This window comes from Engelhardtia mirabilis (assembly GCF_007748095.1).
Taxonomy (GTDB): domain Bacteria; phylum Planctomycetota; class UBA1135; order UBA1135.
On record NZ_CP036287.1, the window covers coordinates 5,260,869 to 5,275,161 of the forward strand.

Here is a 14,293-nt window from a genome sequence, read left to right on the forward strand (position 1 = left end):
TGAATCGAACGCCCGGGGCGCCCCCACCAGGCCCGGCTGCACGATGCGAGCCGGAACCGATTGCACTTCGAAAGTCGACGTCACGCGCTCAGAGCACCACCTGCTCGATGCCGGAGGGGGCCCGGTTCTCGAAACGCATGTGTTGTGGGAAGAACTGCAGGCGCACGTCACCCGTAGGGCCGTTGCGCTGCTTGGCCACGATCACCTCGGCCACGCCGGCATTCTCGTCGGTGCGGTACTTGGCGTAGTACTCGGGGCGATAGAGCATCATCACCACGTCGGCGTCCTGCTCGATCGATCCCGATTCGCGCAGGTCGGCCAGCTGCGGTCGCGGGGGATCGCGACTCTCGACGGCGCGCGAGAGCTGCGCCAACGCGATGACCGGGATCTCCAGTTCGCGCGACAGCTCCTTGAGGGACCGCGAGATGTTGCTGATCTCCTGCTGCCGGCTCTCCGAGCGCGGGAAGCTGAGCAGTTGGAGGTAGTCGACCACGACCAGGTCGAGGCCCTCGCGGGCCTTCAGTCGACGCGCGCGGCTGCGCACGGACATCATCGAGATGCCGGGGCTGTCGTCGATGTGGATGCGCGCGCGTTGCAGCTCGTCGGCAGCGGTCGTGAGCAGCGGGCGCTGATCCGCGGGAATCCGCCCGCGCCGCAACAGATGCGCCGGCACCCGCGCTCGCGAGCAGAGCATCCGCGTCACCAGCGACTGGCGCCCCATCTCGAGGCTGTACATGAGCACCGTCGGAGGCCGGTCCATCCAAGCCGGCTGCGACATGGCCGCGTTCTCGAGCAGGTTCAGCGCGAAGGCCGTCTTGCCCATCGACGGTCGCGCCGCGACGATCAAGAGCTCGCCCTTGTTGAGCCCCGAGAGCATCTCGTCCAGCTCGTAGTAGCCTGTGGTCAGGCCGGTCAGCTCGCCGTCGCCGGACATGGCGTCCAGGCGCCGGAAGGTCTCGGTGATCGTGTCGCGGATCGAGATCGCCTGGCCGCCCTCGCGCGCGCTGGCGATGCGGAAGATGCGGTGCTCGCTGGAGTCGACCAGGGACTGCACCGATTCCCCGTCGGGGCGGGTCTGATAGGCCTCCGCGACGATGTCGGTGCACTCGCCGATCAACTCGCGCAGCATCGACGTCTCCGAGACGATGCGCTGGTGGTGCACGAGCAGGGCGGCGCTGGTCACCCCGGAGCCGAGCTCGACCAGGGCCTCGGCGCCACCGACAGTCGCGAAATCGCCGGCCGCACGCAGAGCCTCTCCCAAGGTCACGTAGTCGATCGGCAGGCCCTGCTCTCCGAGACGCACGAGCGCGTCGAAGATCTTGCCGTGACGGCGGTCGTAGAAGTCACGACCGGACAGGTCCTCGGCCACCTCGGGCACGCGCTCGGGGTCGAGCAGCAATGCTCCGAGCAAGGCGCGCTCGGCGTCGAGGTTGTGGGGCGGCGTCTTTCCGCTGGAGTCCATCTCGGTCATCGCTGCAGCCCACCGGGGCGGCGCATGATAGCCGCCGCGCGGTGGCAGCCGCACCCTTCCGATGGCGGACGTGGAACTGCCCCCCGCCTTCGGCACGGAGGCCGGGGCCCGGTAGCTCGACGATCGCCGACAACGACTTCGGCCTCGAAGACGCTGACGAGTACGTCCTCGAATGGCACGGACCCGAACGCAGCCGAGCCCGCACCTGAAGCCAGGTGCGGGCTCGGCCCGCGGGGCAGTCGAGCTGCCGATCGGTTCGGAACGCGGAGCCTGTCAGGGCTCGCGTACGCGCTCGAGCGTTCCATGACCCGCCGAGCGAATCAGGCGTTGCCGGAGCGCATCTACCGGTCAGGCATCACCCAGAGCAGTGATGGCCACCGTCACGTTGGCCGTGCGGTCGCCGTGCACATGCACTTCGACGATGTGCTCGCCGACGCTCTTGAGCGGGGATTCCAGTCGGATCCGACGCTCGTCGATGGCGTGCCCGGAGGCTTCCAGGAGGTCCGCGATCAGCGCCGCACTCACCGAGCCGTAGAGGGTCCCGGTATCGTCGGCCCGCTGAGCCGTCTCGACCCGCAGGCCACCCATCTCGTTGACGACGGCCTCGATCTTCGCGGCGCGCTGCGCCTCTTCAGCGTCCAAGCGCTGGCGGCGACGCTCGAGTGCACGCACGTTCTCAGGCGTGGCCTGAATCGCGTAGCCGTGCGGGAGCAGGTAGTTGCGGGCGTAGCCAGGAGCGACCTTGACCACGTCACCGACCTTGCCGAGGTTGCGGACGTTCTCCCGCAGAAGGATTTCAACGTTCTTCACTTCAGATGCCTCCGATCAGCCGACGAACGGCAGCAGACTCAAGTGGCGAGCGCGCTTGAGAGCCTGCTTGAGCTCCCGTTGACGCTTGGTCGTGAGACCCGTACGGCGACGGCTGAGGATCTGCCCCTGGGGGCCGATGCACTTGGCCAACAGCTCGAGGTTCTTGTAGTCGAGGGTGTCCGTCTTGTGGACGATCACCGTCGGCTTGCGGGGTGCGCGCTTCATTGGGACTTCTCCTTGTCGGACGAGACCGCCGCGGGCTCGGCGCCACCGCCGGCTTCCTTGTCACCGCCGGCTTCCTTGTCACCGCCGGCTTCCTTGTCACCGCCGGACTCCTTGGCCTCCGCAGTCTTCTTGCGACTCGAGGTTACCGTGCGGGTCCTCCCGCCGTCGTCGTCATCGTCGTCGTCCAACGACAGGTCGTCATCGTCGTCGTCGCTGTCGTCGTTGTCCGAATCGACGCCCTGGATCGGGCGGTAGGAGCCGGAATCGTCGGCCGGGGGCGGGGGCACGATGAAGTCCTCGGAGCTCTCGACCTGGGCAGCTTCGGCCTCGGTCTCGGGCAACGCGGGGACGCTGGTGATCAGGTAGCGCAGCACGTGGTCATTGATCTCGAGATCGCGCCGCAGCTCCGGGTGGTTCTGACCGTCCAACTCGAAGAAGGTCAACAGGAACGTCGCCCGGCGGCGTCCCTTGATCGGGTAGGCCAGGGCGCGCTCGTCCCACCGCCGAGCGGTGTGGATGGTTGCGCCGTGCTTCTCGAGCGCGGCGGTGACGACGGCCTTCGCGGAGGGCCAGCCCTCACGCACGAGGTCGTTGTCGATCAGGAACATGCCTTCGTAGAGACTCATGATTGCACCTCGTGGGTGATGTAGAGGGGGGTTCAGCTCCCCTGGGACCAGCGGCTGTGGAACCGCGTCATGCACCCCTCGATGTCTCCGCCGCGTAGCCACTCGAGAGCGGCTTCGCCGGCTTCGGCGATCGAGATGTCGATCTCGACCCGCTCCTGCGGATCGAACTTCGAAAGCACATGACGCGCCGCATCGGCAGACGTCCGGCCGATTCCGACCCTGAGGCGAGGGAAGGCGTTCGTACCGAGAACGTCGATGATGGAGCGCATGCCGTTGTGACCGCCGTGGCCCCCACCGGCCCTCAGGCGCAGGCCACCCAGCGGCAGGTCCATGTCGTCGTAGACGACCATGGCTTCCTGCGGCTCGGCGCCGGCCCAGGCCAGCAGCGGTGCGACGACCTCTCCCGATCGATTCATGAAGGTCAGCGGTTGCACCAGGCAGGCGTCCGGATCGAACGACAGCGCAGCACGCATCCGCGGGCCTCGATAACCCGTTCGGGCCCCGGGGGATTGGGACCCGACCGACGGGAGCGCCCCGGATCGCTCCAGGGCACGGCTCGACTCAAAGACCAGACCCTCGTGCAGCGCCAGCCGTTCGATGACCTCGAATCCGACGTTGTGGCGAGTTCCCACGTATTCGGGTCCGGGGTTACCCAGTCCGATCAGGATCCTCATGGATGCTGCGTGGTTCCTCGTGGAGCACTGCTCCTACGCCGATTCGGGGTCGCGACCGGCGACCACGAGGGCTCCGCGACGGAGCGACGGCTCCGTGACGGGGGCGAAGAGAATAGAGGCGGGGGCGCCGTCGCGCAAGCGACGGGCGCCCCCGATCCCGTGCGGTCGCCCCGGATCGGGGGACCGCTCGAACTCGGGTGGGCCGCGTGCCGGTCCCGCTCGGGCCTAGGCGCCGCCCACCCTGGGCTCAGTCGTCGCTGGGCTTGGGCTTCTCCCCGACCTTCGGAACGCTGGCCGCGTCCTCGTCCTCCTCGGCGCCCTCGGCGTCGGCTTCCTCGCCCTCGGCACCGACCACCACCGCGATCTCCTGATCGGGGTCGCTGGCCAGGCTGACGCCCTCCGGCAGCTTCAGATCGCGGGCGAAGAGGAAGTGCTCGATCTCGAGCAGGTCGGCGCGCACCTCGAGCACGTCGGGCAGCAGCGAGGGGATCGAGCGCACCATGATCGTCGAGTGGGTCACGTTGAGCACCCCACCGCGGAACTGGTTGACGAAGGTGACGTCGATCTCGGCCTCCATCTCGACCCCGCGGGTGACCCGCTGGAGTTCGACGTGGATCAGGTTCTCGCCCAGCGAGTCCCACTGGATCTCCCGCACGACGGCGGTCTCGTTGGTGCCGCCCGCGACCTCGATGTCGAACATGCGCTCGTGGTGGCGACGCGCGGCCTGGAATTCGTCGAGGCTGACCGACAGGTCGGCGTTGGGCTTGCCCCCGCCCTGGACGCTGATCGGCAGCAGTCCTTGCTGACGGAGTTGGCGACAGTGGCGGCTGCCGAGTCGCTCGCGGACTTGGCCTTTGAGAGTGTTGCTCATCTTGTGTTCCCCGGATGGTTCATGACGACAGGGAGGGTCGGTCGACTGCCCCACTGCGGGGCGGCCGGTGTTCGTGCGGTCGAGGCTCGAGCAGTTGGCGCGCAGTCGGTCGGAAGTCAGTCCCCGAAGAGCTCGCTCACCGACTTGCTCTCATGGATGTTGAGCAGCGCGCGGCCGATCAACGGCGCCACGGAGACGACGCGCAGCTTCGCCGGCTGGCCCTCGACGCGCTGCGGGATCGTGTCGGTGACCAACACGTGGTCGGCTGCGCAGGCCGTCAGCCGTTCGACGGCAGGGCCGCAGAAGACCGCGTGCGTCACGCAGATCACCACTTGCTTGGCACCGTGCTTCTTGAGGATGTCCGCCGCGCCGGAGATCGAGCCGCCGGTCGAGATCATGTCGTCGACGATGATCACGTTGCGCCCCTTGACGTCGCCGATCACGTGCTCCACCGCGACCTCGGCGCCGGAGATGCGACGCTTGTCGACGATCGCGAGATCGGCGTCCAGGACCTTGGCGTAGGACCGCGCCATCTTGATCCCACCCACGTCCGGCGTGACCACGACCGGGTTCTCGATGCCGAGCTTGATGATCTCCTCGATCATCACCGGCTTGGCGTAGAGGTGATCGACGGGCACGTCGTAGAAGCCCTGGATCTGGGCCGCGTGCATGTCCACGGTCAGCACCCGGTCGGCGCCCGAGCGGGTCAGGGTGTTGGCCACGACCTTCGCGCTGATCGGCACGCGCCCCTCGTCCTTGCGATCCTTGCGCGCGTAGCCGTAGTACGGCATCACCGCGGTGATCCGCCCGGCCGACGCACGTCGCAGGCAGTCGATCAGCAGCAGCAGCTCGATCCAGTTCTCGTTGACCGGCGGGCAGGTCGGCTGCAGCACGAAGCAATCGGTGCCGCGCACGTCGTCGTCGATCTTGATGTCGATCTCGCCGTCCGGGAAACGCCCCACGTGCGCGTCGCAGAGGGGCACGTTCATCTCCGTCGAGATCGCCTCCGCCAGGGCGCGGTGGGCGTTGCCGGCGATCAACTGGATCTTCTTGCGAGTCGCGAACACGGGCTCGGAGGGGGGCATCCGGTGGGCGGGTTGGGGGGGGGACGAGCGGAGACGGTATCGAGAAGCAGCGCCTCGATGGGCGATCAGCCGGTGAACAAGTGTCCCGGATCAGAAATTGGGCGGGGCACCCCGCTGAGGTCCGGTCGTCGGCGGCTAGTGCGTCCAACTCGACAGCTGACGGTGCCATGCAGACTGAGCCCCCGCGGGCGGAGCTTCACGCCCCGCTGAGGACGGGTCGGCCTCGTAAGGTGACGTCGGCGGGCGAGAGGCGGCCGAGGGCCGCCGTCTGGGCGTGCTGGCCTCGGACCCTGGCGATCGATGCGGGCGAGGTGCGTCGATGGCGCCCATCCGCCACGACGCTCGCAACGACGCGCAGCGGCGACCGGGGAGTGCTACAGACCGGCCCGCCGCGCCCGGCCGAGACCCGCCCAGGTGCAGGAGCGAGCGCCAGGGGCCAGCCGATCGCGAGCGCTGGACTCACAGGTCCTCGCCCCCCTCGCGTCGACGGATCGGGCGGGCCGGGACCCCGACCCAGACTTCGCCGTCGGGGATCTGCGAGCCCCGCGTCACGATCGCCCCGCCCCCGGTCGTGGCCCCACGCCCCACCGTCGAGGGCGCGATCAGGACGCTGCCGCTGCCGACGAAGGCGTCCGGGCCGATCTCCGTGTGGTGCTTCGCCTTGCCATCGTAGTTGGCGACGATCGTCCCGGCACCGATGTTGGTCCCTGCGCCGATATTCACGTCCCCGAGGTACGACAGGTGCTTGGCCTTGACCCCACGACCAAGGGTGGCCTTCTTGGTCTCGGTGAAATTGCCCACCTCGGCGCCGTCCTCGAGGGTCGAGCCCACCCGCAGGTGGCTGAACGGCCCGACCTCACAGTCGGCGCCGATCACGACTCCGCTGCGAATGACCGTGCAGGGCAGGATGTGGGTCCCGGCGCCGATGGTCACGCCGTGGTCGATGTAGGTCGTGGCCGGGTCCTCGATCAGGACTCCGGCGGCCAGGTGCTGCTCGAGGATCCGCTCCTGGACGATCGCCCGCGCCTCGCCCAACTGCGCCAGGGTGTTGACCCCCCGCGCCTCGCCGAGGTCGGCCAGGGGCACCGCGCGGACCTGGGCGCCGTCGGCGACCAACATCGCGATCAGATCCGTCAGGTAGTACTCGCCCTGGGCGTTGTCGTTGCGAAGGGCCGCCAGTCGTTCGGGCAGACCCTCGGCCGGCAGGGCGTAGACCCCCACGTTGACCTCGCGCAGGGCCCGCTGCTCGGACGATGCGTCGCGCTCCTCGACGATGCCGACGACCTGCTCAGGGTGGGCGGGGTCACGGAGGATCCGACCATAGCCGGTGGGGTCCTCCAGTTCGGCCACCAGCAAGCTGGCGCCGCCCTCGGGGCGAGCCTCGACCAACGCCACCAGGGTCTCGGGGCGCAGGGCCGGCATATCGCCGTAGAGCACGACCACGGCACCGCCCCCCCCAGCCAAATGCTCCGAGCAGCATTGGAGGGCGTGGCCCGTCCCCAGTTGCGGCTCCTGGCGCACGATCGCCTGGGTCGTTCCACCAGCCCCCTCGTGTGCCGCCGCCGAGGCCTCCACGGCCTCCGAGCGGTCGCCCAACACAATTAAGGTCTTCCCGGGTGCCAGCGCCGCCGCTTGATCGAGCACCCAATGGAGCATCGGTCGACCGCACAGGGGGTGTAAGACCTTCGCCAAGGGGCTTCGCATGCGCGTGCCCTTGCCGGCGGCAAGGATCGCGACCGCATGGGTCGGGGACGGCGTCATGGCGGAGCTGGGTCGGAGAGGGTCAGGGCGGGGGAGTTCGAGCGCCGGCACTCGGCCAGAAGCGACCTCGATGCACCCAAGCCGCTCAGTTCAAACCACTTAGGAGCCCGCGGCCGAGGGCGCGGGCCACCTGGGGCGGCCCCTGTCGGGCTTCGGAGGGGCAGTTCTAGGCAGTCCTACAGAAACCGTCAAGCCGTGGAGCGCCCTGGCGGCGCCGTCGGAGCGAACGGACGGAACCTACCCTCCGATCCGCCCGTCCAGATTCCGATCCGCCTCTCCCGACGCACTCGCGGCGGGCGGCGGACGTCGCACTCTCCCCCTCCGACAAGAGAATTCCCACATCGCTCTCCCCGACGGGAACTGGTGCGGTAGCCTTCAGTGGATCGCCGCACCTGCCCCTCGGGAGACCATCGTGGTCTCCGGAGACCGGGGTCGTCCTTCCGGCCGAGGGCACGTCGACACGGAACTTCTTCGTGTGGCACACCCCGCGGTGCGGCGACAACATCCGAAACCTTCAGGAGGTTCTCAGGGAATGAACTATCGCTCCACTCTCATGGCGGCCAGTGCCGCCGTGGCTCTTACCGGTCTGGCGAACGCCCAGGCTGGCAACGACCACAACTGGAACTCGCTTCGCAGCGGGCCCCCGGTCCTCGTCTTTGGACCGGGCTTCTTCGACGTCAACGCCAGCGGTGCCGACATCGGTATCGGTGACGCGATGCGCGCCTGCTACTCGGTGGACATCACCCAGGGCGGCCGCAACGAAACCAACGGCGGCAACTGGGAACTGACCTGGGCGTACTACACCCAGGCCTGGGGTGGCAACAACACCATCCCCGGTGTCGACCTCGGCCCGATGCTCTTCAACTCGCAGGTCTCCGACGACCTGGGTGACGACAGCTGCTTCTCGGGCTTCTTCGCCCAAGCCGGCAACCTGTCCGAGAGCTTCGGCGGCTTCATCCTTCCCGGCGTCATCGCCGGTACGGCTGGCTCCTCGCTGAACCAGGGCTTCTTCTGGCAGATCGCCTTCCAGTTCACCGGTTCCCCGCTGCCCCAGGGTCCCAACACCCTCGGTGCGGACCCGGTCGCTGGCGCCTTCTTCCCCGGCACCCCGCTCCTGGCCCACTTCCTCTTCGAGGTTCAGGGCCCGGTCAACGCCGGTGACTTCAACAAGCAGTACTTCATCGGTTCGACCTCCGAGCTCAACGGCATCAACCCCGCTGGCACCGGTGGCTCGACCAACGGCAACGTCCTCTCGGGCCTCAACCTGTTCGGCGTCAACGCCGACCAGAGCGGCACCGTGGCGGGCTCGCGCTGGACCGCCTTCGACGAGATCAACAACACCCTCACCGGTGGCACGATCTTCCTCAACCAGCCCGGTGACACGGAGTGGTTCGGCGGCGTCGCTTTCAGCACCCCCAACCTCAGCGGTATCAACAACGCCAACACTGGCGGTGGTAACGCTGACTGGACCGTGACTGGCGGCAACCTGTCGACCATCGACTTCCGCATCCTGGACCGCCTCTCGGGCTCCCAGACCACTGCGGCGGCCGCCTCGGTCTTCGACCCCTTCATCGTGTTCAACCAGGCGTTCATTCTGCTCTCGAGCACCCCGAGTGCTCTTGGCCAGCAGAATGCCCTGTCCTGGGATGACCTCGGTGGCGTGGTTCCGCCGAAGTTCGGTACCTACATTCTGCCCCCGCAGAACACGGTCCGTGAAGGCGCTCAGACGATCGCCATCAACTTCGACGCTTCGACCTCGGCGTTCCTTGGTGCCGGTATCGGCCTCCTCGGTGCGTTCACCAACAACATCTCGCCGATCGACGGCTCGGTCACCTCGCTGTTCGACTACGGCATCAGTAGCGGCATCTCTGGCTCCAGCCAGCTGCCCGCGGCCATTCCGCTTGCGACGGCCGCGCCCGGCGCCGGCGGCGCTCGCCTCGGCATCCACGGTCTCGGCCTTCAGGTCTCGGCTCTCGTCGGCTCGCTCGACGTGACCGAGCTCACCAACGCCAAGACCGCGGTGCTTCAGTGAGCCTCTGAGTCGGAGACTCCTGGGCCAAGGTCCGGGAGTCGATGACTCGAGCCTTTGAGCCAAAGCGACCCCTCCCGCGCTTCGTCGCGGGGGGGGCCGCTCCCGTTCGGGGGCGGCGCTCGACGCGAGAGCGACGCGGGCTAGTGTCCTGGATCAGAAATTCGGCGTCACTTCCCGGGCTCCGATCGCCGCTGGCGTCGCCAGCGCCTCCTCCGAGTATCGCAGCGGATACGCGTCGTCGGCGCGCCTAGCCAGCATCGATCGGACCTCCGGGCAGTGACGCCGAATTTCTGATCCAGGACACTAGGGCTGGGGCGGACCGAAGAGCGCGCCGAGCACTTGGACGGCCTTGGCGCGGTGCCTCTCCCCCAGGAACAGGTGATCGCGGCTGAACCCGCAGACTGCCCCCAGCGGCACCCCCGCCTCGGCCAGGGCGCCGGTCACCAGGGCCAGGAAGCCCACCACCTCCCAGCCCATCGAGTATTCGAATCGGATCCAGACCAGGGGTCGCTCGCTGCGCCCCGCCGGATGCCGCTCGAGGATCCGATCGCAGGCGTCCGCGACCGCCAGGATGGTCGTCTCGCCCCCCTCCCGGACGATCTGGGCCGGCCCCTCCCCCCTCAGCTCCTCGAGGTCTTCCGGCAGCGGTGGTCCTTGGAAGCCGACCAGGGCGAAGGCACTGGGCTCGATGGCCCAATGCATGGAAGCCCTGGCCTCGGCGAGACTACGGGCGATTTCAGGGGGAACCATGGGATCGACAGGCTGTTGGACCCACGAGAATAGCGGCCTCCGCCCCCCCCAAGCATCCGAGCACCGATGTCCGACCTCAAGCCCATCCTCGCCGGCGCCTTCGCCGGCGGCATCACCTTCCTGGCCCTCGAATTCGCCGTCGGCGGAGCCAACGCCAGCTCCTCCACCGGCGTCGCCCAGGACACTGCCCTGCCGCGGGTCGCGAGCGCCGCCATCAACGAGGGCGACATGGACGCGCTGGAAGCCGACAACGTCGAGCTCGCCATGAGCGTCGCGTCGCTCCAGGCCCAGGTCGACAGGCTCCGCCAGGAGTTTGCGAGCATCGAGTCCCGGCGACCGGTCGGCCTGACCCCGGTCGCCCTGGCCGACTCCGAGATGGAGCTGGCCTCGGCCAAGGCGGTCGACTTGGGCACGGAGGGCAAGGAGCTAGTGCTGCAGGTGCTGGAAGAACAACGCCTCCAGGAGGAGGCCGATCGCGAAGCCGAGCGCTATGAGCGCACCCTGGACCGCGCCGCCAGCACGGCCGATCGGCTGGCTGAGGAACTCGGGCTGAGCGGGGCCGACCGGGACACCCTGGCGACGATCCTGACCGACGAGGCCGAGCTGCGGATGTCGGTCATGGAGGAGATGGGTGAAGTCGACTGGGCCGACAGCGAGGCCCGCGACACCATGCGCGACCGCATGGGCGAAGTGCGCGAGACCACGCGCAGCGCGATCGAGCTGCGGCTCGGAGCCGGCGTGTCCGAGGCCTGGATGAACCAGGGTGGACGCGGAGGCTTCGGCGGTTTCGGCGGCGGCGGATTCGGGGGCTTTGGCGGCGGTCGCGGTGGTCGCGGCGGCGGCTTCTGATCCGATCGACGAACGACCGAGCCTGACGGCTCCCTTCGGGAGGGCGGAGGCGATCGGGCCGAGTGCGGTTTCCGCCCTCGGCCCGATTAGCATTCGCCGCCATGACCACGCCCCTGCGCACCCTCGGGTCACACGCCGTCGGATGGCTCGCCGACCGTCGCCTTCCGAAGCGCCTGCGCGCTCCGGCGCACCGGATCTTCGCGGCCCTTGCCAAGGCCGACCTAGAGGAGACCCGCCCACCGCTCGACGGCTACGCCAGCGTGGCGGCCTTCTTCGTGCGGCGGCTCGTGGACGGAGCCCGACCGATCGTCGCGGACCCGATGTTCCTGCCCTCGCCGGCCGACGGAAGGGTCCAGTCGATCGAGCCGATCGAGAACGACACGATCCTCCAGGCCAAGGGCCAGCCCTACTCGGTGTCCGAGCTCCTGGCTGGGGTCGAGGGCGATTGCGGGGCGGACGGACCGGTGGAGCTCAATGGCGGGCTGGCGCTCACCGTCTACCTCTCCCCCCGCGACTACCATCGAGTGCACTGCCCAGAGGCAGGCGAACTCGAGCGGGTGCGCTGGGTCGACGGCGCGCGCTTCTCGGTCGCGCCGAAGGTGCTCCTGGCCCGACCACGGGTCTTCGTCCGCAACGAACGCGCCGTACTACGACTTCGCTCGAGCCGCGGCACCTACTTCCTGGTGCTCGTCGGTGCCCTCAACGTGGGCCGCATCCGCGTGATGGGCGTCGAGCCCGGCCAGGAATACCCGACTCGCCGCGATCCCCACTTCGCTCGCGGAGAGGAACTCGGGCGCTTCGAGCTCGGCTCGACGGTGATCCTGCTGTTCCCGCCCGGGATGGCGCAGGCGCTTCCGCAGCTTGGCCCCGAGGATCCCGTTCGCATGGGCGAAGCCCTGGCTCGGCTCTCCAAGTGAGCCCCCCCCCAGGGCCCGGCCCACCTGATTCGCGCGATCCCGCCTTCGCCCCGCAGCCGTGCCCTATCCAGAGGGCACGACTGCGCGGCCGGCTAATCAGTTGTCCCCTGCCGTCGTGAACTCGGTCGAGCGGATCACGCCGTTGGCCCAAGCCTGGTAGCACACATCGCGGTGGTAGAGCCGAGTCTGGACCTCGATGTCCTCGAACTCCTGCTCCAGCGCACGCATCGAGGCCCCGTTCATCTGGATCAACAGGTAGCCCAACTCGGTGCGCCACGGCTGGCTGACCTCGTCTCCGCGCAGCTCCACGACCGCGTTGTAGACCGCCGACACGCAGTTCAGCATGCGGTAGTAGTAGGTCTCGCGGATCGAGCGCCCGAGCTCGGTCACGGTGTCGCTCCGCTGTCCATCCCTGAAGTAGGCCGCGAACGTCTTGGCCACGTCGTCGCCGCGGGCGTCGAGGTAGCTCTTCAAGAGGTTCATGGAGTGGTCCTTGGCCAGGGTGACGAAGTCCTCCCCCTGATCGACGCGGGCCCTCATCGCCTCCGCTGCCGCCAGCGCTCCCTCGAAGTCCGGCTCGGAGCCTTGGCTCTCGGGGAGGATCGAAGGGAAGAAGGCCATGGTCTGGATCGCGCGCCAGGACTCGATCAGGAAGCGGTTGCGCGAGTAGTACTCGCGCAGCACCTCTTCCGACTGCCAGCCCTCTTCCTGGGTGCGCTCGAAGCCACGAATCAAGCGCTGCATCCCGCGGTAGTAGGGCAGGTTCGGGAAGCCCAGGATGCTCATGTTGAGGAAGCGCGCACCGAGCAGGGTGCCCGACGCCTGGACGTACTCCGCACTCCAGTGCGCCCAATCCGCCCGATCGTCGGCATAGGTGCCGCTGCGCTCGAGCTCGGCGCGCAGGACGCGATACGGCAGGTACTCGCGGAGCACCTCGATCAGCGCCGAACTCCGGTAGTTCTCCTCGATCAGCGGCCACAACTCGTCGATCGCGATGTAGGTCACGCCGTCGGCGGCTTCCCAGGGCGCCATGCCCTCGGGGAGGTCGCCCGTGGCGACGCCCATGGCCGCATTGGGCGGCAGCTCGTGGTCGAAGATCGACCAGGTCCGCTTCGCAATGTCCTCTCGCGAGGCATCCATTCGCAGCAGCGCGAGCTGCTCGAGGGTCAGCATCAGGCCCTTCAGATCGAGGTCCTCGGCCGACTCGCCTCCACTGACTCGACTCCACACGTCGTCGAGGTTGGCGAGCAGCGCCTCGACCGCCTTCGACGGCTCGCCCGCGGGCAGGTTCGCGAGGAAGCTGGCGGAGAGTTGATTCAGCTCGCGCGCACTCGTCAGTCCGACGAGCACCGCATCGCCGCTCGCGTCATAGAAGCGACGGGCCACCGGACCGGGCATCCCATTGCGCAGGCCCATGACGTAGTCGCCCACCTCGACGTCGATCCCGTGCTGCTCGCACCACAACTCGAAGCGGAATTGCTTGAGATCGTCGGACAGGACCCTCGGCTCGACTCCGCGCGAGGCCGCGAACCCGCGCCCGATCTCGACCGCGGAGAGGGCCTCGACCAGCGGGTTGAGCAGGCGCGTGACCGCAGCCTGGTGCAGCTCGTCGCGGGTAATCTCGCCCCCCTCGAAGCTGATCACGACGTCCGCCTCGAGATCGACGCCGGAGAGGTCGACCTCCCAGCGATCGGCCATCCGGACCATCTTGTCGCCGTGGGCCGCATCGACCCAGTCGACCTCCGCCAGGGCCTCGACCTTGTCCGAGATCATGGGCGAGATCGTCACCTGCTGGCCCTGCTGGTTGGTCAGCGTCGACGACTTGCCCGAACCGCTCGAGGGCGGCGACTGCTTGGGCGGGTGCGCCAGGGGCTTCGGATTGGTGGACTGGCCAGCGGGCTGCTGCTGGGCCTGTTCCGGCGGAGCCTCGTTGAGCTTGCGGACCACCACGAACGCCACGGCGGCGAGGGCGGTGAAGACGAGGACGGCGACGATTTGCTTCATGCGGAGGGCGGGAACGCCCGAATGGGAGCTCCGCGGGGGCGGGGGGCGGGCCGGATCGACTCTCCGTCGGCCGGTTGGAGCCGAGCAGGCTCGGCTGTCCCCGGCGCGCCGTCAAGGGTCGCGCGGGAAGCCGGGCGACGGTCTCGGCAGGCCGAGCGTGGATCCGGAGCGGTGAACTGCGATGGATGGGGCTGCGTTCCTTGATCGCCGCGCGGGCG

General features: G+C 68.5%; 13 protein-coding genes. 3 read left to right on the forward strand and 10 right to left on the reverse strand.

Going from position 1 to position 14,293, the window contains the following annotated elements:
• Positions 1 to 88 precede the first annotated feature (88 nt).
• The 8 genes from dnaB to Pla133_RS19430 form a co-directional block, all read right to left on the reverse strand.
• Positions 89 to 1,462, reverse strand: a complete 1,374-nt coding sequence (dnaB, locus tag Pla133_RS19395) for a replicative DNA helicase (protein ID WP_419195405.1) — start codon at positions 1,460 to 1,462, stop codon at positions 89 to 91.
• Positions 1,463 to 1,819: 357 nt separating this feature from the next.
• Positions 1,820 to 2,281: a 50S ribosomal protein L9 gene (rplI, locus tag Pla133_RS19400; RefSeq protein ID WP_145068289.1), complete on the reverse strand. Its 462-nt coding sequence runs from the start codon at positions 2,279 to 2,281 to the stop codon at positions 1,820 to 1,822.
• A 15-nt stretch (positions 2,282 to 2,296) separates the two neighbouring features.
• Positions 2,297 to 2,506, reverse strand: coding sequence for a 30S ribosomal protein S18 (rpsR, locus tag Pla133_RS19405; RefSeq protein WP_145068291.1), 210 nt, complete (start codon positions 2,504 to 2,506; stop codon positions 2,297 to 2,299).
• The gene (rpsF, locus tag Pla133_RS19410; protein ID WP_145068293.1) at positions 2,503 to 3,132 is read right to left on the reverse strand and encodes a 30S ribosomal protein S6; all 630 of its coding nucleotides are present in this window, start codon (positions 3,130 to 3,132) and stop codon (positions 2,503 to 2,505) included. Before rpsF ends, rpsR begins: the two co-directional genes overlap by 4 nt.
• A gap of 32 nt (positions 3,133 to 3,164) precedes the next feature.
• The gene (gene pth, locus Pla133_RS19415; protein ID WP_145068295.1) at positions 3,165 to 3,806 is read right to left on the reverse strand and encodes an aminoacyl-tRNA hydrolase; all 642 of its coding nucleotides are present in this window, start codon (positions 3,804 to 3,806) and stop codon (positions 3,165 to 3,167) included.
• Between the two features lie 247 nt (positions 3,807 to 4,053).
• Positions 4,054 to 4,677, reverse strand: a complete 624-nt coding sequence (locus Pla133_RS19420) for a 50S ribosomal protein L25 (protein WP_145068297.1) — start codon at positions 4,675 to 4,677, stop codon at positions 4,054 to 4,056.
• Between the two features lie 116 nt (positions 4,678 to 4,793).
• Positions 4,794 to 5,762, reverse strand: a complete 969-nt coding sequence (locus tag Pla133_RS19425) for a ribose-phosphate diphosphokinase (protein ID WP_145068299.1) — start codon at positions 5,760 to 5,762, stop codon at positions 4,794 to 4,796.
• A gap of 459 nt (positions 5,763 to 6,221) precedes the next feature.
• Positions 6,222 to 7,523, reverse strand: a complete 1,302-nt coding sequence (locus Pla133_RS19430) for an NTP transferase domain-containing protein (protein WP_145068301.1) — start codon at positions 7,521 to 7,523, stop codon at positions 6,222 to 6,224.
• A 532-nt stretch (positions 7,524 to 8,055) separates the two neighbouring features.
• Between Pla133_RS19430 and Pla133_RS19435 the strand changes: the two genes are divergently transcribed.
• The gene (locus Pla133_RS19435; RefSeq protein WP_145068303.1) at positions 8,056 to 9,555 is read left to right on the forward strand and encodes a hypothetical protein; all 1,500 of its coding nucleotides are present in this window, start codon (positions 8,056 to 8,058) and stop codon (positions 9,553 to 9,555) included.
• Between the two features lie 303 nt (positions 9,556 to 9,858).
• Here the strand turns inward: Pla133_RS19435 and Pla133_RS19440 are convergent, their stop codons facing one another.
• Positions 9,859 to 10,305 (reverse strand): ACT domain-containing protein, encoded by a 447-nt coding sequence (locus tag Pla133_RS19440; protein WP_145068305.1) that lies wholly within the window; start codon positions 10,303 to 10,305, stop codon positions 9,859 to 9,861.
• A gap of 66 nt (positions 10,306 to 10,371) precedes the next feature.
• Between Pla133_RS19440 and Pla133_RS26570 the strand changes: the two genes are divergently transcribed.
• Positions 10,372 to 11,154 carry a hypothetical protein gene (locus Pla133_RS26570; RefSeq protein ID WP_419191740.1) on the forward strand — a complete coding sequence of 261 codons (783 nt, stop codon included), beginning with the start codon at positions 10,372 to 10,374 and terminating at the stop codon, positions 11,152 to 11,154.
• A 101-nt stretch (positions 11,155 to 11,255) separates the two neighbouring features.
• Positions 11,256 to 12,071: an archaetidylserine decarboxylase gene (gene asd / locus Pla133_RS19450; protein WP_145068307.1), complete on the forward strand. Its 816-nt coding sequence runs from the start codon at positions 11,256 to 11,258 to the stop codon at positions 12,069 to 12,071.
• A gap of 96 nt (positions 12,072 to 12,167) precedes the next feature.
• On the opposite strand, the gene Pla133_RS19455 is transcribed toward asd, so the two are convergent.
• The gene (locus tag Pla133_RS19455; RefSeq protein WP_145068309.1) at positions 12,168 to 14,075 is read right to left on the reverse strand and encodes a hypothetical protein; all 1,908 of its coding nucleotides are present in this window, start codon (positions 14,073 to 14,075) and stop codon (positions 12,168 to 12,170) included.
• Between the last annotated feature and the right edge of the window lie 218 nt (positions 14,076 to 14,293).

What these genes read in the sequence shown, in the direction of transcription:
- Pla133_RS26570 (WP_419191740.1), top strand. Translation starts at nt 10,372, where the DNA reads ATGTCCGACCTCAAGCCCATCCTCGCCGGCGCCTTCGCCGGCGGCATC.
- dnaB (WP_419195405.1), bottom strand. Translation starts at nt 1,462, where the DNA reads ATGGACTCCAGCGGAAAGACGCCGCCCCACAACCTCGACGCCGAGCGC.
- Pla133_RS19440 (WP_145068305.1), bottom strand. Translation starts at nt 10,305, where the DNA reads ATGGTTCCCCCTGAAATCGCCCGTAGTCTCGCCGAGGCCAGGGCTTCC.
- rpsF (WP_145068293.1), bottom strand. Translation starts at nt 3,132, where the DNA reads ATGAGTCTCTACGAAGGCATGTTCCTGATCGACAACGACCTCGTGCGT.
- pth (WP_145068295.1), bottom strand. Translation starts at nt 3,806, where the DNA reads ATGAGGATCCTGATCGGACTGGGTAACCCCGGACCCGAATACGTGGGA.
- Pla133_RS19425 (WP_145068299.1), bottom strand. Translation starts at nt 5,762, where the DNA reads ATGCCCCCCTCCGAGCCCGTGTTCGCGACTCGCAAGAAGATCCAGTTG.
- asd (WP_145068307.1), top strand. Translation starts at nt 11,256, where the DNA reads ATGACCACGCCCCTGCGCACCCTCGGGTCACACGCCGTCGGATGGCTC.
- rpsR (WP_145068291.1), bottom strand. Translation starts at nt 2,506, where the DNA reads ATGAAGCGCGCACCCCGCAAGCCGACGGTGATCGTCCACAAGACGGAC.
- Pla133_RS19435 (WP_145068303.1), top strand. Translation starts at nt 8,056, where the DNA reads ATGAACTATCGCTCCACTCTCATGGCGGCCAGTGCCGCCGTGGCTCTT.
- Pla133_RS19430 (WP_145068301.1), bottom strand. Translation starts at nt 7,523, where the DNA reads ATGACGCCGTCCCCGACCCATGCGGTCGCGATCCTTGCCGCCGGCAAG.
- Pla133_RS19455 (WP_145068309.1), bottom strand. Translation starts at nt 14,075, where the DNA reads ATGAAGCAAATCGTCGCCGTCCTCGTCTTCACCGCCCTCGCCGCCGTG.
- Pla133_RS19420 (WP_145068297.1), bottom strand. Translation starts at nt 4,677, where the DNA reads ATGAGCAACACTCTCAAAGGCCAAGTCCGCGAGCGACTCGGCAGCCGC.